The following is an 18,196-nucleotide window of genomic DNA, read 5'->3' as shown; positions in this document are numbered from 1 at the left end:
AATGAGTTATTAGCATGGATATTGAATTATCAAGCAAATCGGAAGTAAAAGCAGTAGTTGATGGTAAGGAGCTTACAGAGTTTCCAGATGATTTATTTATTCCTCCAGATGCACTTGAGGTGCTATTAGACTCCTTTAGCGGGCCGCTCGATTTGCTTTTATATCTCATTCGCAAACAGAATATTGATATATTGGATATTCCGATTGTAAGCATCACCAAGCAATATTTACACTACATTCAATTGATGGAATGTAGACGTTTGGAATTAGCTGCTGATTATTTATTGATGGCTGCAATGCTTGCAGAAATTAAATCGCGGCTGTTATTACCGTCTCCTGCTGGAAATGAAGAAGATGAGGAAGAAGATCCTCGTATGAGTCTTGTACGGAAACTGCAAGCGTATGAGCAAATTAAAATTGCAGCGGAATTGCTTGATGCACTTCCTCGGCAAGAACGAGATCATTTTATTATTCAAGTAATTCCTTCTGAGTTTGAGCGAATAATAGTTCATCCTGAAGTTACTCTTGAGGATCTAGTTGAAGCTATGGAATCATTATTGCAACGAGAGGAACACACAAGCCATCATCAGGTCTCACGGGAAGCATTGTCTGTGCGTGAGCGCATGAGTAACATTTTGTTACTACTCCAGGAGCACAATGTTTTGGAATTTAATCAATTATTTTCTATTAAAGAGGGGCGAATTGGGTTAGTTGTTTCCCTGTTGGCTATTTTAGAACTAGCACGACAATCGCTCATTGTAATTACCCAAAATGAAGCATTTTCGCCAATACATTTACGAGCAGCATAAGATGGACGAAAAAGAACTAAAAAACATAGTTGAGGCAGTACTTTTAAGTTCTAACGAACCAATCTCTTTAGAGAGGCTATTAGAGGTTTTTGATGAATGGCAAAGACCTACTAAAGAGCATTTAGGAATTATTATTAATGACTTAAAAGAGGACTTTGTATCTCGATCATTTGAGGTTGTTCAGGTTGCAACTGGCTTTATCATACAGACTAAGAAAAAATATAGTAACTGGATTGCACGCATGCAAATTGAAAAACCAGCTAAATATTCTCGTGCTTTACTTGAAACTTTAGCCATTATTGCTTATAAGCAACCTGTGACACGAGCAGATATAGAAGAGATACGTGGTGTGGCAGTAAGCAGTCAAATAATAAAGACATTGTTGGAAAGAGAATGGATTCGTATTTCTGGTTATAAAAATGTTGCGGGTAAACCCGCTGTATATACCACTACACGAGAATTTTTAAATTATTTTAATTTAAAATACTTAAATGAACTTCCAACCTTACCCGAGGTTGCGGAAGCATTGACCTTACATAATCCTAATGAAGAGTATATTACTGAATGAGCAGCGAAAGGTTACAAAAAATACTAAGCCAGGCTGGCCTTGGTTCTCGACGTGAAATGGAGCGTTGGATAGAAAATGGTTGGGTTCAGGTTAATGGGAAACCTGTAAAAATAGGTGATTCAGCAAGTGCCGAAGATAAAATTACAGTGAAAGGGAAACTAATCCCTAATCCACTTAAAGTAAGGCAAAATGTACGCATTCTACTTTATCACAAACCTGTAGGTGAAATCTCAAGCCGCCATGATCCTAAATTTGAAAAAACAGTTTTTGATCATCTACCTCATTTACGTCAAGGGCGCTGGGTGCAGGTAGGGCGTCTGGATTTGAATACCTCAGGTTTACTTATCTTTACCAATAATGGTGATTTAGCCAATCAATTAATGCATCCAAAATATGGATTAGAAAGAGAGTACGCGGTTAGAGTTCATGGTCAAATTAGTCCTGAAGCTTTAAATAATCTTCAAAAGGGTGTTGAATTAGAAGATGGGATTGCTAAATTTACTCGTTTGGAGTTTCGTGGCGGAGAGGGCACGAACTCTTGGTATCATGTTACTTTAAATGAGGGGCGTAATAGGGAAGTACGACGCTTATGGGAATCACAGGGTTTGGAGGTTAGTCGATTGATTCGTATTCGTTATGGCGTATTAGCTATGCCAAGATATTTGTCACGTGGACAGTATTACGAATTAACGCCTAAAGAGGTTACTGAGTTTTTAGCTTCTTTGCCTAAAGAATAATTGAGATTAAAAATAGCTTGTAGCCTGGGTGCAGCGCAGCGAAACCCGGGGATCTTGGAGTTATTAAAACCCGGGTTTCGCTGCGCTGCACCCAGGCTACATTACTACAATACTGATGGTTAAGCTGTATAGTTACTCTTACTGAATGGCTTCAGTGATTCTGCAATGTTTTTATATAATTCAGGAAGCCATCTAGGTTGAGCAAAAGTAGAGGTAGACGGTTTGCTCTTACGCAGATCATTGGGTGCGATAATTACCTGAATATTACTTAGGCCAACACGACGTGCTAAAATAAAAAGCTGATCTATAGCAAGATCGCCTACAGCCAAACAGCCTACAGATAAGTTTTTTCCATGAATAAAAATATTATTACCTAGATTTCTTCTCCCATCTTGGTAGCCTTTTTGTCTATCGAAATTGTTGGGATAATTAATCATCATTGATAAATGCATACTGCTGAAAGGATTAAAATTAACCAGTCTATAAACCCCTTCAGGAATTTGTTTGTCATTTTCACGTAACTTAGGTCCTAACCGACCACTAAATCCGGTTAAAGAATAGTCATGGATATGTTTCCAAGCTTTATTGGAATTTTTAGCCCAGAGTTCAATTTTTCTTTCTGATTTAAAAGCAAGTAAAGCGATATCACTTGGAGGATAGCTTACTCCAGCCTTGGAGAAATAAGATTTAAGCTGAGGTTCAACTCGTAATCCATAGCGTTTTATTGCTCGATCAACAGCCTGATCCCAATTGAGCTTGGGTGCCATAGCATAGCAATTAAAATTTAAAATCATTATGATAAAGGCAAGTAACTGTTTCATATAAATATTATAGTGATGAGTTGTTGAAATCTTATCAAATATTAATCCAAAGAACAATTTAACTTCCTAGTGCAATAATAAAAACAAATTCATTAGCTTGAGTAGTTTTTATTACATTTAACTCTTATTTTTTTGTTTCAATAGAATTTGTTTTTTTACAGGTAATGATAATTGTGTTGTAATGAAATCTGGGCTTGTCGCTAAATGTCCTATGGAGGGTAATAAACCATAGTAATTGGGACAAAGATAGGTTACTGAACTGTCTTGATCCACTTTATAAAAAATATACTTACTCTCACAATACTCAGGCTTGTCAAAGAGAGCTACTTGCATTATGGGCGTCCCCTCCATCTTGTTCTCTATAAAAAAAGCATTAATCCACAGATTGCTAATAACAATACATGCTCCTACGACTAAAAATGCATTAATCAATGTGCTGGTATATTTGAAGGCTGGACCACTAATACTCAAATGTGACATGACATGTGTTAAGGAAAGTACCAATATAAGTACATTAAATGAATATATTCCTGCATTAAGATAGTCAAAATACGTTCCAAAAATTTGATTTCCAGAGAATTGAAAATGTATGAGTGCAGCTATAAGGCTAAGCCAAAGTGATGAAATGATGTAATGAATAGCGTTTCTTTTAGTTCCAATAATAAAGAGTACTAGAGCAATTAATGGAAAAAGAGTTTGGATTAATTTTCCCAGTGTGTACATTTGAGCATACTCTCAAAATTAAATGGTTTATTTTAAAACTCTGTAGTTATAACAGTTATTTATATATGTACATATAATGGTTAACCTGAATATGGTTTGATAGTCCCATAACCAATGGACATATTTCCAAAAGACCAATTATCGGGCAATTTAAGTTCAGAGTGAGTATATTAAAGACATAATAATTGCTTAATTTTTATGCGCTAATATTAATACCATCAGTGTTTTTTTGTCAAATCATTAATACAAGCTACCCCATGGGAGTTAGGCATATGGGGAAGCAAATCAAAGATTAAAGTTGATGGAGTAGATAAGGAAATACCCGGTCATATGAAGAAAATATACGATAAAGTACTATATGCAAAAAAGCATCCAGATAGAGCTCTGGCGATATTAGAAGAAATACATCAGATTTCCCGGAAAGCTCTTGATGCCAAACCTATATTTTTTAGTAGTTTTAGAGAGCGTTATAAGTTAACAACGTAAGCATATGAAACAATTAATGAGCAAACTAATTTTAAATTGAATTAAAACATACTTTAGATAATTGAGGTGATTTACAGGTTTAATAAAAACTGGTTATTACTTAGTAAAAGGTGTAAGCGTTTCATTTTTTTCTTTAATGAGGGTTAGGTACGGTTGGGTTGGATATATTGTTGTCTTAATCATCGTATCTGGAAGTTTAATCTGTTTGATTGCAAAAGGATGTTCCGCTCTAAACATATAATCCAATGGATTAATTAAATTTGGAAAATAACCCAGATTATTTTTTTGTTTGTTCGCACGATTCGATGGATGAATGCTCCCTATCCATAATGGTTTGTTTAAGTTTAACAAATTATAATTTGACTCCCAAACCCTTAATTCAAGCGTTAGTTTAGTTTGTTGATCCGTATAAGTCATAATAAGCACAGGTGCTTTATTTTCATATAATTGGGTAAATAAGGGGAGCTTAATGCTGTTAGGTTGTTGATTCATTCGCATCAGCAAGTTGGTAAAAAATGAATCTTCATGTGAATGCCATCCATTTTCTTCCAGGCTGTTTTGTAATATATCTAAGTCTCCGGCGAATTGAAGATTTAAGAAACCAATTCTTTTTCCTATTCTGCTAAATTGATAAATTGGGAGAATGGGTGTTTCCTGCTCCCACCATGCTTTTTCGCTCAAAGTAAATTTTTTATAGTAGGGGGTATGGTTATAAGATAAAGTTTTAAAATTAAAATATGTAGCTATTAATGAAGATAAAAAGATACTGATAAAAAGCAGAAGAATTATTAACGATGAACGTGCTATTTTTTTGCTAGGAATATTTGATTTTCTATAATTCAAGCAATGAATTAAACAAATTGTCGTGCCTAAAAGATAGGATGCTAAAATATCTGTGAACCAATGATCCCCTAAATAGAGAGAGCCTAGACCACTAAAGCTAAGAATTGTAAATACAATAGACTTAAGCGTACCTGTAAATAATGTGTAGGTACTATTTATATAAAACAAAATAAAGCCGTATAATGCAGTTGCAATCAGCAGGTTAATTGCAGGAAAAGAAGAACCTGGCATCATTACCAACAGTCCCGGGGGTCTAGGACTATTAACAAGATAGCTAAGTGATAGCGCTATAAAGCTACTAAAAAAAAGCAAGCTGCATAAATGTATAACCGCTATTCTATTTTTATTATAAATAAACCAGAAACAACAAATAATAAAAAGAGTGAGTATCGTTATTGTTGATGTTAATTGAGTGCAGCAGATAAAAAATACTCTTAGTATTGGGGTATTAAAACTTTGTAAAAGTAAATTAGTTGGAAGATTAATCAGAGTAAGGAATTGAGTCGCAACTGTTAATCCTAAAAGGATAAGAAAAAAAAGCAGGCAAAGCACTGCTATGAGTACAATAGAAGCAGTATGATAATGATTTGCTTCATCTTGCGGTGTAAACGCATCATATACATAAACTAAAAGTGAGTTATTTTTTAGTTTTAACCAAAAATTATGTAGATATGTTTTTAAAAAGGAGCTTAATAATCTAATTAGCCATTTTATAAATAAACTAAATAACCAAATTCCTGCAAGAAAAATAAGGATTAATAAAAATAAACGTGTCGCACTTTCTGTGGATAGCTCATGACTGGCTGCTCCTATTACTACACCAGGCATTATATACAAAATAGACCAGCCGATTGCAGATATAACATTTGCTACAAAAAAGCGCCATTGTTGCATATGCATTATTCCAGCAATGACTGGAATAATTGAGCGTAAGGGGCCAACAAAACGACCAATTAATACACTTTTTCCGCCATGGGTTTCAAAAAAATCTTTGCCATATTGTATCCATTTGGGATATTTACTAAACGGCCAAATTTCAAGCAATCGATCACTATAATAATAGCCAAGGAGATAACTTAGACTATCGCCAGCAACCGCACCTAAAATTGCTGCTAATAGCGTAAGATCAATACGCATAATCCCTGAGCCAGCAAGTATTCCTATAGCAGTCATTGTAACACTACCTGGTACAATGCTGCCCACAATTGCCAGGGATTCAGTTAAGGAAATAAGAAATGTGATGAATAAAGACCAGTGAGGGTTTTGTTGCAACCAGTTAGTAAGGGGCTGTACATAGTCTACGAACAAGTTCATATTTTTCAGGAAAAAAATTGTTGTAGAAAATATTGCACAAAATGCTGATTGACTGAATCCATTTGTACGTCAGGAACAAAATGGCTTATTTGAGTCATTTCCATTTTTGCAAATCCACAGGGATTTATTCCTGAAAAAGGTTTTAAGTCCATATCGACATTAAGCGCAATTCCGTGATAGGTACACCCATTTTTTACTCTTAAGCCTATTGATGCTATTTTTTGTTCATTTACGTATACCCCAGGTGCACCACAACGAATAGAAGCATCTATTTGATATTGTGCAAGAACGGATATTAATATCTGTTCTAATTTACTAACTAATGTTCTTATTCCTAAATTTTTTCTTTTGATATCCATTAAAACATATGCAATAAGCTGGCCTGGTCCATGATAGGTCACTTGCCCTCCGCGATCAGATTGCACCACGGGTATGGAAGCAGGGTTGAGTATGTGTTCAGGTTTTCCCGCCTGTCCCTGAGTATAGACTGGAAAATGCTCTAAAAGCCAAAGTTCATCTTGAGTAGTTGCTTCACGTTTTTGTGTAAATTGCTTCATTAGCAGCCAAACATCATTGTAGTTTTGAATACCTAGCTGTTGTATTTTCATTATAGAACCATTTTTACTTCTGGATGCTGTGTAATGGCTCTATAAAATACGTCAAGCATGTCTTGATTTTCAGCAAAAACAGTGACTGTTATTGCTAAATAATTAGAGTCTTTACTCATTTTATGAGTCAGTGCATCTTCCTTAATATCAGGAAAGTGAGTGACAGCAATTTGTCTGATTTCCTCAAGAAAAACGGGCGAATTAGTTCCTATTATTTTTATAGGAAAAAAACAGGGAAATTCGATTAAAGTCGTTTTTGTCATCCTTAAATCCTATTAAGTATTAGGAGCCGAACCAGCGTTTAAAGGCCAAACGTATAGAGTCTTTGGTTCGTGTATAAAAACCACCTGACTCAACATCTTGTAAGGCATATAGTGGGCGAGTTGATACGACATTATTATCAAATTGAACCACTAAATCGCCTATCTTATCACCTTTCTTGATTGGTGCCTCGACGAAGGAAGGAATTTTAGTGGAAATATTAAGGCGTTGATATTGGCCAGTGGGAATGGTGATATATTGATCTTCATTTAGGCCTACACTTACTTTATCAACCTGTCCTTTATAAAGAGGAAGTTCTGAAATGGACTGGCCTGACTTGTAAAGCTGGTGGGTTTCAAAAAATCTGAAACCATAATTGAGTAATTTTTCACTATCATCTGCACGGGAAGAATCACTTGGTTCGCCGAGGACCACAGCAAGTAAACGCATATTGTCACGTTTTGCAGAAGATACCAGACAGAATCCTGCTTCGTTTGTATGGCCAGTTTTTATACCATCCACTTGATTATCACGCCATAGCAAGCGATTTCTGTTAGGTTGGCGAATACCATTATAGGTAAACCATTTTTGTTTATACCAGTCATAATATTGTGGGAAGTCAATAATTAATGCTCTACCAAGAATCGCTAAGTCTTTTGCTGTAGTATATAAATTAGGGTCGGGTAAACCAGTGCTATCAGTAAAATGGCTGTTTTTCATTCCAAGGTTTTGAGCTTGTTGATTCATAAGATCAGTGAATGAGTTTTCAGTTCCGCCAATATGTTCTGCCATGGCAACACAGGCATCATTTCCTGAGTCAACAATGATTCCCTTAAGCAAGTCTTCTACAGGAACTTGTTGCCCTTCTTTGATGAACATACGTGAACCACCTATTTTCCATGCATCACGGCTCACTCGTACATTATCTGTAAGGTGAATTTGTTCATGATGTAGTGCATTCGATATCACATATAAAGTCATCATCTTAGTTAAACTGGCAGGAGGTAAACGTTCTTCGCTGTTCTTTTCTGCAATGATTTTGCCGCTGTTTACATCAATCAATATGTACGCTTTCGCATTAAGAATTGGAGGCGCAGGAGTAACTAAAGGTTTATTTGTCACTGTTGGAGAAGGTCTTTCAAGGTCTGCAATAGGTTTATTAGGTAACGAACCTTCATCTGCCATAGAATTGGTAGATTGTACAAATAAAGTAATGATAAACAGTGTAGTTAATAAAATAGACGTTGTTCTTGTCATGTTGTTATTTAGTCCTATTGCAAAAAATGTGGATATAGTAACACAGCCTTTTGTCAGCAACAAAATAGCAGATGAAAAATAATGAAATTTTTTTCAAGTTAAAATAAATCTTCGAAATTAGGTGATATTTCTGTATATTAACCAGAAAACAATTATTCAAACTGGAAACTATGCGAAAGATACTTATTGCCGTGACAATTTTATTAACAGGGTGCCAAACTACAAATCAGTCTTTTGATTCTTCAGCACCGGGAACAAAAAAGTCTACACGACAAGTAACTCAAAGTACGAATAATTCAATATATAATCGTTATAAAAATAAAACAAATCGATATACTCAGCGTCAAGATGGTGCCCCCGCTAAATTGAGAAACATTAGTTTTAAAGAGCCTGTGCCGTCCAAAGAGCCTTTAAGTCGATATGGTAACATATCAGAATATTCTGTTGATGGACGCTCATATCAAGTGATGCGAAGCTCATCAGGGTATAAAGCAAGAGGTATTGCTTCCTGGTATGGAACAAAATTCCACAAACAAAGAACTTCCAGTGGTGAGCCTTACAACATGTATGTAATGTCTGCTGCACATAAAACTTTACCTTTACCGACTTATGTAAAAGTTAAAAACTTGGACAATGGAAAGGTTGCGATCGTTAAAGTAAACGATCGCGGTCCATTTCATTCCAATAGAATTATCGACTTATCCTATGCTGCAGCTTTAAAACTTGGTGTATTTCCAAAAGGAACAGCCCGTGTTGAAATTGAAACGTTAATGGGACCTGCTGGAAAAGCACATTATTATCTGCAGGCGGGTGCTTTTACCACGGAAGCCTCGGCAACACGTTTAAAAGAAAAATTAACTCGTATTACTCCATCTCCAGTATATATTGAGCACTATAAGCAACATTATGTTGTGAGAGTAGGGCCATTTGGTTCAAAAAATATGGCCGATAGTTTGAAGCGTAAATTAGCTCTTAATGGAGTGAGAGGATCTTTTTCCGTTTTAATTTAAGCTGTTATGGAATTATTGATAGCCAATTCATGGATTAATGGATAAAATTGTTGGGGCAAATTTTCAAAACATTAGAATTAAAATGTTAGGGTCTATTGACGGTTCGCTGTTTTGGCCAAGAGGGTAGAATTGTAAATAGATTCTAATAAAATTGTAGTCTTATGAAGCGTAATATAAGTCCGTTTTTGAATTCAATATTCTTATTTCATTGTGCTTTATTAGAGTTGCAATTTTCAAAATAAGGTTGGTTATATTTAATATTGAGGTACTCAATCAATGCATGAAAGCTCTGTATTTTATACAATATTTTTAATCTTCGCAGGCGCTGCATTTCTTTCAACCTTGGTTCTTTATACCAAACAGTCTTTGCTGGTTGCTTATATTCTTCTTGGTGCCGTTTTTGGACCATGGGGATTAAGGCTCGTATCTGATGTGACTATTGTCAAGCAAATTGGGGATGTTGGAATAGTCTTCCTATTGTTTCTACTCGGACTGCATTTACAACCCCAAAATCTTGTCCATATGTTAAAGAAAGTTACATGGATTGCTTTGGTTAGTTCAGTTCTTTTTGCTGTGACTGCATATTGGATTAGCCGGCTTTTTGGCTTAAGTGTGACTGAGTCATGGATTGTGGGTTGTGCCATGATGTTTTCAAGTACCATTATTGGTTTGAAATTATTACCGACAACCATCTTGCATCACCAACATACTGGTGAAGTAATGATTAGCGTGCTATTAATGCAGGACGTTATTGCAATCATCGTACTGATCTTAATTCATGGAGCACAACAAACAGGCGGTTTTTCGTTCGATGATATCATTTTAGTGGGTATTAATTTACCTGCATTGATTCTTTTTGCTTTTACAATTGAGAAATATGTTTTGATCCGATTACTCGCTCGTTTTGATAGAACTCAAGAATATGTATTTCTGTTATCAATTGGTTGGTGTCTGGGGATGTCTGTTCTTGCACAAAAAATAGGTCTTTCAGAAGATATTGGTGCTTTTCTAGCTGGCGTAGCTCTGGCAGCAAGTCCTATTTCTCTTTTTATTGCTGAGAGCCTAAAACCTCTAAGAGATTTTTTTCTGGTGATGTTTTTCTTTTCAATCGGAGCGACCTTTAATTTTGGTTTAGCACAACAAGTGCTTATTCCTGCTCTTATTTTATCTCTTTTAGTTTTATTATTTAAACCGGTTCTATTTTATTTGCTTCTTGGTAAATCGGGTGAAAAAAAGCATGTGGCAAAAGAGGTTGGTATTCGTTTAGGACAAGCAAGCGAGTTCTCTTTACTTGTTGCCAGTATTGCTTTAAGTACGGAACTTATTTCGGATAAAGCATCCAATTTAATTCAAGCAACTACCATTTTAACATTTATTGTTTCATCATATTTTGTTGTATTGAAATACCCAACCCCCATAGCATTCTCTGATAAAATGCGTAAGGATTAAATAATGAAATTATTAGTTATATTATTGTGCTTATTGAGCGAGCGTTTTTTGATTCACTCTGTTTCTTACCAACGTTTTTATTGGTTTTTTGATTACTGTCAAAAAATAAAAATGAGTACCAATAAACACAGTTTTTTTACTAACCCCTGGGTGCTTTTGGTCTTAATAATAATTCCTATTGTACTTCTTGTATCGATAATTTACTTATTGTTGCATCATCTGGTGTTTGGCTTGATAGGATTTCTTTTAAGTATCCTAATTTTCTTTTATTGCCTAGGGCCTCAAGATGTCTTTTATCCAATAGTACAATCTGATACTAGGACCAATCAGGAACTCGTGGGAGACTATTTTGTTTTAGTCAATAGACAATTATTTTCTCTTGTATTTTGGTATATCATTGCTGGTCCCATTGGAGCCTTAGCTTATCGTTTAATCACTTTATGCCGGGATGTTAATTACGTTAGTGAGCAGGCAAATGAAATAACCGATTTACTTGAATGGATACCTGCTCGATTAACCGTATTACTTTTTTTACTTGTAGGAAATTTTCAACGCGGTTTTTCCTCGTTTACCAGTTTCTTTCTTGCAAAACCAGATATGAATGATGACATGTTGCGTGTATGCGGATTGCTAGCGGTTAAAACAAATGAAGTAGAAGAAATTCCTATGCCTGTAGCAGAAAGTTTGGTTGAACATGCAATTATTGTTATGCTGGTTCTTATTGCTTTATTTACATTAATTACTTGGCTGTAGTTTTGATTTATGAATTAAGCTTAGGGACTGTTGCCAATTGCTAGATTAAGCCAATGTAGTGTGATTTTAGAGCATCGAAACGCAACATGCATACAGTATGTGAGTACATCAGCACACTAATCGCATTGGCCAAAAGAGTAGAATTGTCTACAGACCTTAGTATTGGACTGAAGTACTTAATCTACATAATCATTTATTGCGGATACGACCAATATGAATTCTTTTTTGCGTCTGATTTATTGCACTATAATATTAGGACTTTGTGGTTGTCAGGGATTACAACAAAATGCACTTAAAGGACAGGCATCGGCGCAATGCAATATAACTTGTGAGCAGCATTTTGAGTTTTGTAGACAAAATTGTATTAATAATTGTTTCAATTGTTCTTATATATCACAAAGAGTTGCAGAAAAAAACTTTACAAAATATGTGCATGAAAAAAGAGTTGAGGGTAAAAAGGTGATGCGTGAGTTGAATTCTTACCGCGATCCACTACAATGCCGCAAAGTAACATGCGATTGCTTATCAGATTTCGCAATTTGTAAGAAAGGTTGCACGGGTGTAATTCCAACAAAATTACAGGCTGTACCTTACTGTGTTTAATAGATTTCGGGGAACACTTTCATGGCAAATGAAACTAATTTAGATTTGGATCCTATAGAGACGCGTGAATGGCTGGATGCCCTGCAAGCTGTATTAATCAATGATGGTCCGCAGCGAGGGGCTTTTCTTTTAAAACAGCTTCTCAATAAAGCAAATGCAGAAGGGGTTAATTTAACCAGTTCAATTAATACACCTTATAGGAATACGATTAAACCACATGAAGAAAAGCAAATGCCACCTGATGAAGGCCTTGGTAAGCGTATTAGTGCCTTGATTCGCTGGAATGCTGTGGCAATGGTGTTGCGGGCAGGGAAATATGCTCCCGAACTTGGTGGTCATATTGCATCTTATGCTTCTTCGTCTACTTTATATGAAACAGGGTTTAATTACTTTTTTAAAGGTCCTCAGGGTGAACATGGCGGGGATCTAATCTACATTCAAGGCCATTCTTCTCCTGGTATTTATGCACGTGCCTTCCTTGAGGGGCGGCTTACTGAAGAGCAATTAAATAAATTCCGACAAGAAGTCGAAGTGGATGGTTTATCTTCATATCCCCATCCTTGGTTAATGAGTGAGTTTTGGCAATTTCCTACAGTATCTATGGGATTAGGGCCATTGCAAGCCATTTATCAAGCACGATTTTTAAAATATTTAGAAAATAGGGAACTCATCAAAGCGGATGATAGAAAAGTATGGGCTTTTCTTGGGGATGGTGAGATGGATGAGGTTGAGTCAGTCGGTGCTTTAAGCATTGCTGCGCGAGAGAAGCTTGATAATCTTATTTTTGTTGTGAATTGTAATTTGCAGCGGCTTGATGGACCTGTTCGTGGTAATGGTAAAATTATTCAAGAACTTGAAGGTTTATTCCGTGGTGCTGGCTGGAATGTAATAAAAGTTATTTGGGGTGGGCGATGGGATCCACTGCTTGCACGCGATAAAGATGGCTGGCTGCAAAAGCGTATGGAAGAATGTGTTGATGGCGACTATCAAGCTTACAAAGCAAATGATGGGGCTTATGTGAGACAACATTTCTTTAATCAATATCCAGAATTAAAGAAAATGGTTGAAAATTACACAGACGAAGAAATCTGGAGATTGAATAGAGGCGGCCATGATTCTCAAAAAGTGTATGCTGCTTATGCTAAGGCTGTAGAGCATAAAGGTTCTCCAACTGTTATTTTGGCAAAAACAATCAAAGGTTATGGAATGGGAGCTGCTGGTGAGGGACAAAATATCACCCACCAGCAAAAGAAAATGACTGTAGAGCAATTGAAGGCATTTAGAGACAGATTCAGCATTCCTATCAGTGACGATCAAATTGCAGAGATCCCGTTTTATAAACCGGCAGATGATAGTCCTGAAATAAACTATATTAAAAAGCAAAGAGAAATGTTGGGTGGCTATTTACCAGCACGTTCTACAGAAACAGAACCTCTTAAAGTTCCTGATTTGGCTGATTTCTCGTCAGTTACTAAGGGATTAGGCGATCGTGAAATTTCTACTACAATGGCTTTTGTACGTATTCTTTCAGTATTACTGAAAAATAAGGAGATCAGTGAGCGTATCGTTCCAATCGTTCCTGATGAGTGCAGAACGTTTGGAATGGAAGGTTTATTCAGGCAAATCGGTATTTATTCTCCAGTAGGTCAGCTGTATACACCTGTAGATCATGAACAAGTCATGTTTTATCGCGAAGCTAAAGACGGACAAATTCTTGAGGAAGGAATTAATGAAGCAGGAGCTTTTTGTTCATGGATTGCAGCAGCAACCTCATACAGTTCAAATAAATTGGCCATGATCCCATTTTATATTTACTATTCAATGTTTGGATTTCAGCGTATTGGTGATTTGGCATGGGCTGCAGGGGATATGCAGGCCCGAGGTTTCCTATTAGGTGGAACTGCCGGGCGCACAACCCTTGCGGGCGAAGGATTACAACATCAAGATGGACATAGCCATTTATATGCTTCAACAATTCCAAATTGTATCTCTTATGATCCGACTTATGCTTATGAGCTTGCTGTGATCATCCAAAATGGTTTGTACCGCATGTATGAAAAACAGGAAAATATTTTTTATTACATTACCGTAATGAATGAAAACTACATGCATCCGGATATGCCAGAGGGAGCTGAAGAAGGTATCATTAAAGGAATGTATTTATTGCAAGAAAGTAAGAAAAAACCCAAACAACACGTCCAGTTAATGGGAAGTGGAACCATACTGCGTGAAGTCATCAAAGCAGCCCAAATGTTAAAAGAAGATTATTCTGTCACTGCAGATATTTGGAGTGTGACAAGCTTTAATGAATTAAGAAGGGATGGGTTGGCTGTAGAGCGCTATAATGCAATGCACCCTCAAGAAAAAGAACAAAAAAGCTATGTCGCTACACAATTAAAAGGCAGACCTGGGCCTGTAATTGCTGCAACTGATTATTTACGAATATATGCAGATCAAATTAGACCTTTCGTACCTAATCACTATGTAACTTTGGGTACCGATGGTTATGGAAGAAGCGATACACGGGAACGTTTACGCCATTTCTTTGAAGTAGATGCTAAATTTATAGTTTTGGCGGCATTAAATGCTTTAGTTGTGGAAGGAAGTATTGATAAATCCAAAGTTGTGGATGCAATAAAGCGCTATAACATTGATCCTGATAAACTGAATCCGGTTAATCATTAGAAAGTATATAGTAGGCTTAGTAATTTCATCTGTAATTGTAATGGAACAAGCAACATGCATTTAAATGTGTTTCCATTACAATCATGACTTGAATGTACTGAGTAATCTTTTGAGGAAAGACATGTCAAATGAAATAGAAGTTAAGATTCCTGATATTGGTGGAGCGACTCAGGTTGATGTGATTGAAGTAATGGTCCAGGTAGGAGACCAGATTGAAATCGATACACCGCTCATTACTTTGGAGTCAGATAAAGCCAGTATGGAAATTCCTTCCCCAGTTGCAGGAAAGATCACCAAACTGAATATCAAAGTAGGGGATAAAGTATCTGAAGGCGATGTGATTCTTTTTGCTACGGTTGAAAAAAAGTCAGACACTGAAAAAGAAAATAAAACTCAAGCGGCTAAAAAAGAACCTGAAAATAAAGAGGAAAATAAAGCTAAAGTTGCGCAGGAAAATAAATCAGAAAGTATAAAAGAGGTTAAAATTCCTGATATTGGTGGTGCAACCCAAGTTGATGTAATTGAAGTTATGGTTCAGGTAGGAGAGCAAGTCGAAATCGATACACCGCTTATTACCTTGGAATCAGATAAAGCCAGCATGGAAATTCCTTCCCCAATTGCAGGTAAAATCACTAAGCTGAACCTTAAAGTAGGTGATAAGGTATCTGAAGGCGATGTGATCCTTTTAGCTGCTATAGAAAATGGAGCAAAAGCTGAAAAAAGCGAAACAGCCTCTGTGGAACAAGAACCAGTAAGTGCTCCTGAAACATCAAGTTCAGTAGAACCAGAAAACAAGAGCGAACAGATTTCACCCCAACCTGTTCTAGCTGATACGGAATCTTCAAAGGTTATTGCTGCAGGCCCTGCTGTAAGACGTCTAGCTCGAGAGTTAGGTGTAAACTTGGCAGGGGTTAAAGGTACGGGCCGTAAGGATCGTATTACTAAAGAAGACGTACAAACTTATGTGAAAACCCGTTTAAGTGAGCAATCGGGGCAAGGATCTTTCGGTATTCCACCTAATCCAACAATTGATTTTACTCAGTTTGGTGAAATTGAAACCAAACCTCTTAATAAAATTAAAAAACTTACTGGTGTTAATGTTCATCGTTCATGGATAACAATCCCTCATGTCACTCAATTTGATGCAGCAGATATTACTGATGTCGAGGCATTTAGAAAGTCTGAAGCAGAGCATGCTAAAGAAAAGGGATATAAGCTCACCTTGCTTGCATTCGTTTGTGCCGTAGTGAGTAAAGCGTTAAAAGCATTCCCACAATTTAATGCATCTTTAGATGCTACGAGCACCAATCTTATTTACAAGAAATATTGCAATATAGGTATTGCAGTAGAAACACCGAACGGTTTGGTAGTTCCAGTAATTAGAAATGTTGACAAGTTAAGTGTTGCTGAAATTGCAACAGAAATGACACGGTTAAGTACTAAGGCTCGAGATAAAGGTTTAATGCCCGTAGATATGGCAGGAGGATGTTTTACAATTTCCAGTTTAGGCGGGATTGGCGGCACTGCGTTTACACCAATAGTGAATAGCCCTGAAGTGGCCATCCTTGGATTATCTCGCTCGGAAATAAAACCTGTTTATGAAAATGGTACATTTCAACCAAGACTTATGTTGCCTTTATCCTTATCCTATGATCATCGAGTGATAGACGGTGCAGAAGCGGCACGCTTTACTCGTTTTATTTGTGAGTGTTTAAGTGATATAAGACGAATTTTACTCTAATTTTTTATAATATCTAAAATAAAAGAGGCTTGTAATGGCTAATAAAATTAAGACAGATGTCGTTGTATTAGGAAGTGGCCCTGGTGGATACACAGCAGCATTTAGAGCAGCAGATTTGGGAAAAAAAGTTGTATTGGTAGAGCGTTATGACTCACTAGGAGGTGTTTGCTTAAATGTAGGTTGCATTCCTTCTAAGGCATTATTGCATATTGCTAAAGTTGTTGAGGAAGCTCATGAAATGTCTGAGCAAGGTGTTAGTTTTGGCAAACCTAAGCTGGATAATAAAAAAATCGTTGCATGGAAAAACTCCGTGGTTTCCAAATTAACAGGCGGTTTGAACGCTTTATCAAAGCAACGCAAAGTTGAAGTGGTTACAGGAGTAGGTAAGTTCTCAGGCACGCATCAAGTGACTGTGGCTACTAAAGATGGTTCCGTAGAAGTTGAATTTGAAAATGCAATTATTGCCGTAGGTTCTGAATCGATTAATTTACCTTTTATCCCTGAGGATAAACGTATTTTTAGCTCAACAGGTGCTTTAGAGCTTGCTGATATCAAAGGCAGTTTATTGGTTCTAGGTGGTGGAATTATTGGTCTGGAAATGGCCACTGTTTATTCATCTTTAGGCGTTGATGTAACTGTTGTTGAATTTATGGATCAACTGATTCCAGGTGCCGATTTTGATTTGGTAAATGTTTTGCAAAAGCGCATGCAGAAAAAAGGCGTCAAATTCCTTTTAAAAACTAAAGTAACGGCTATGGAAGCAAAAAAAGATGGCATCTATGTTTCTATGGAAGGTGAACATGCAACAGATAAGCCTCTTTGCTTTCAACAAGTTCTTGTTTCAGTTGGAAGAAAACCTAATGGTGGTGTAATTGATGCAGAAAAAGCAGGCATAAAAGTAGATGATCGTGGTTTCATTAAAGTAGATAATCAACAAAGAACAAATGTGGCACATATTTTTGCTATTGGTGACGTAGTTGGGCAGCCAATGCTTGCGCACAAAGCAATTCCAGAGGGGAAAGTTGCTGCAGAAGTTATTGCGGGTAAAAAACATTACTTTGATCCTAAATGTATTGCCAGCGTGGCCTATACCGATCCGGAGCTTGCTTGGGCAGGTTTAACTGAAAAAGAAGCTAAAGAGAAAAATATTCGTTATGAAAAAGCGACTTTTCCCTGGGCAGCTAGTGGCCGAGCGCTCAGTATGGGACGGGAAGAAGGAATGACTAAATTATTATTCTGTCCAGATACCAATCGAATATTAGGTGCAGGGATTGTTGGCATTAATGCTGGTGATTTAATCGCTGAAACAGCTTTAGCTATTGAAATGTGTTGTGATGTTGAAGATATTGCTTTGACCATACACCCTCATCCAACGCTTTCTGAAACTATTGCTCAAGCAGCAGAGGCATTTGAAGGAACAATTACTGATCTTTATTTGCCAAAAAAGAAAAAAAGTACTGAATAGTCAGGTAATACGTGGCTGGGTGCAGCGAAGCGGAACCCCGGGGAAATTAAAGGCATATCTACC

Annotated in this window: 16 protein-coding genes; 10 read left to right on the top strand and 6 right to left on the bottom strand. The window is 36.7% G+C overall.

The annotated features are described in order from the left end of the window. Window positions 1-14: 14 nt before the first annotated feature. Genes DY223_RS08960 through rluB form a run of 3 tightly spaced genes read left to right on the top strand, consistent with a single transcriptional unit; the run spans window position 15 to window position 2,114 of the window. Entirely contained in the window at window positions 15-809 is a 795-nt protein-coding gene (locus DY223_RS08960) for a segregation and condensation protein A (protein WP_058459805.1), read from the top strand. Window position 810: 1 nt separating this feature from the next. After that, entirely contained in the window at window positions 811-1,377 is a 567-nt protein-coding gene (gene scpB, locus DY223_RS08955; protein WP_058459806.1) for an SMC-Scp complex subunit ScpB, read from the top strand. Beyond that, on the top strand, window positions 1,374-2,114 hold the full coding sequence (gene rluB / locus DY223_RS08950) for a 23S rRNA pseudouridine(2605) synthase RluB (protein ID WP_058459807.1): 741 nt from the start codon (window positions 1,374-1,376) through the stop codon (window positions 2,112-2,114). Before scpB ends, rluB begins: the two co-directional genes overlap by 4 nt. 119 nt (window positions 2,115-2,233) lie before the next feature. Here rluB and DY223_RS08945 read toward each other — a convergent pair whose 3' ends face one another. Continuing rightward, window positions 2,234-2,935, bottom strand: coding sequence for a L,D-transpeptidase family protein (locus tag DY223_RS08945; protein WP_174223903.1), 702 nt, complete (start codon window positions 2,933-2,935; stop codon window positions 2,234-2,236). Between the two features lie 117 nt (window positions 2,936-3,052). Beyond that, window positions 3,053-3,658, bottom strand: coding sequence for a hypothetical protein (locus tag DY223_RS08940; protein ID WP_058459808.1), 606 nt, complete (start codon window positions 3,656-3,658; stop codon window positions 3,053-3,055). A gap of 330 nt (window positions 3,659-3,988) precedes the next feature. On the opposite strand from DY223_RS08940, the gene DY223_RS19115 reads away from it, so the two are divergent. Next, window positions 3,989-4,144, top strand: coding sequence for a hypothetical protein (locus DY223_RS19115; protein ID WP_154669236.1), 156 nt, complete (start codon window positions 3,989-3,991; stop codon window positions 4,142-4,144). A 96-nt stretch (window positions 4,145-4,240) separates the two neighbouring features. Here the strand turns inward: DY223_RS19115 and DY223_RS08935 are convergent, their stop codons facing one another. The 4 genes from DY223_RS08935 to DY223_RS08920 are packed head-to-tail and all read right to left on the bottom strand — an operon-like array spanning window position 4,241 to window position 8,427. Continuing rightward, a complete protein-coding gene (locus DY223_RS08935) occupies window positions 4,241-6,301 on the bottom strand; it encodes a bifunctional DedA family/phosphatase PAP2 family protein (RefSeq protein ID WP_058459809.1) in 2,061 nt (686 codons plus the stop codon). 5 nt (window positions 6,302-6,306) lie between these two features. Continuing rightward, window positions 6,307-6,909, bottom strand: coding sequence for a lipoyl(octanoyl) transferase LipB (gene lipB, locus DY223_RS08930; RefSeq protein ID WP_058459810.1), 603 nt, complete (start codon window positions 6,907-6,909; stop codon window positions 6,307-6,309). After that, window positions 6,909-7,172, bottom strand: a complete 264-nt coding sequence (locus DY223_RS08925) for an HP0495 family protein (RefSeq protein WP_058459811.1) — start codon at window positions 7,170-7,172, stop codon at window positions 6,909-6,911. The genes lipB and DY223_RS08925 overlap by 1 nt, the downstream gene beginning before the upstream one ends. Before the next feature lie 19 nt (window positions 7,173-7,191). After that, window positions 7,192-8,427 carry a D-alanyl-D-alanine carboxypeptidase family protein gene (locus tag DY223_RS08920; RefSeq protein ID WP_058459812.1) on the bottom strand — a complete coding sequence of 412 codons (1,236 nt, stop codon included), beginning with the start codon at window positions 8,425-8,427 and terminating at the stop codon, window positions 7,192-7,194. A 170-nt stretch (window positions 8,428-8,597) separates the two neighbouring features. On the opposite strand from DY223_RS08920, the gene DY223_RS08915 reads away from it, so the two are divergent. The 6 genes from DY223_RS08915 to lpdA all read left to right on the top strand — a co-directional run bounded on the left by DY223_RS08915 (window position 8,598) and on the right by lpdA (window position 18,133). After that, window positions 8,598-9,437: a septal ring lytic transglycosylase RlpA family protein gene (locus DY223_RS08915; RefSeq protein WP_058459813.1), complete on the top strand. Its 840-nt coding sequence runs from the start codon at window positions 8,598-8,600 to the stop codon at window positions 9,435-9,437. A 276-nt stretch (window positions 9,438-9,713) separates the two neighbouring features. After that, window positions 9,714-10,886 carry a cation:proton antiporter gene (locus tag DY223_RS08910; RefSeq protein WP_058459814.1) on the top strand — a complete coding sequence of 391 codons (1,173 nt, stop codon included), beginning with the start codon at window positions 9,714-9,716 and terminating at the stop codon, window positions 10,884-10,886. 3 nt (window positions 10,887-10,889) lie between these two features. Then, window positions 10,890-11,639: a regulatory signaling modulator protein AmpE gene (locus tag DY223_RS08905; protein ID WP_058459815.1), complete on the top strand. Its 750-nt coding sequence runs from the start codon at window positions 10,890-10,892 to the stop codon at window positions 11,637-11,639. 624 nt (window positions 11,640-12,263) lie between these two features. Beyond that, window positions 12,264-14,927 carry a pyruvate dehydrogenase (acetyl-transferring), homodimeric type gene (gene aceE / locus DY223_RS08895; RefSeq protein WP_058459817.1) on the top strand — a complete coding sequence of 888 codons (2,664 nt, stop codon included), beginning with the start codon at window positions 12,264-12,266 and terminating at the stop codon, window positions 14,925-14,927. A gap of 121 nt (window positions 14,928-15,048) precedes the next feature. Next, entirely contained in the window at window positions 15,049-16,668 is a 1,620-nt protein-coding gene (gene aceF, locus DY223_RS08890; protein WP_058459818.1) for a dihydrolipoyllysine-residue acetyltransferase, read from the top strand. Between the two features lie 34 nt (window positions 16,669-16,702). Beyond that, window positions 16,703-18,133, top strand: coding sequence for a dihydrolipoyl dehydrogenase (gene lpdA / locus DY223_RS08885; protein ID WP_058459819.1), 1,431 nt, complete (start codon window positions 16,703-16,705; stop codon window positions 18,131-18,133). The last annotated feature ends 63 nt before the right edge of the window (window positions 18,134-18,196 follow it).

Origin of the sequence: Legionella bozemanae, from assembly GCF_900450575.1 — a bacterium.
Classification (GTDB): Bacteria; Pseudomonadota; Gammaproteobacteria; order Legionellales; family Legionellaceae; genus Legionella; species Legionella bozemanae.
The sequence above is the reverse complement of the archived record's forward strand: the minus strand, read 5'-3'. Positions and strand labels throughout refer to the sequence as shown.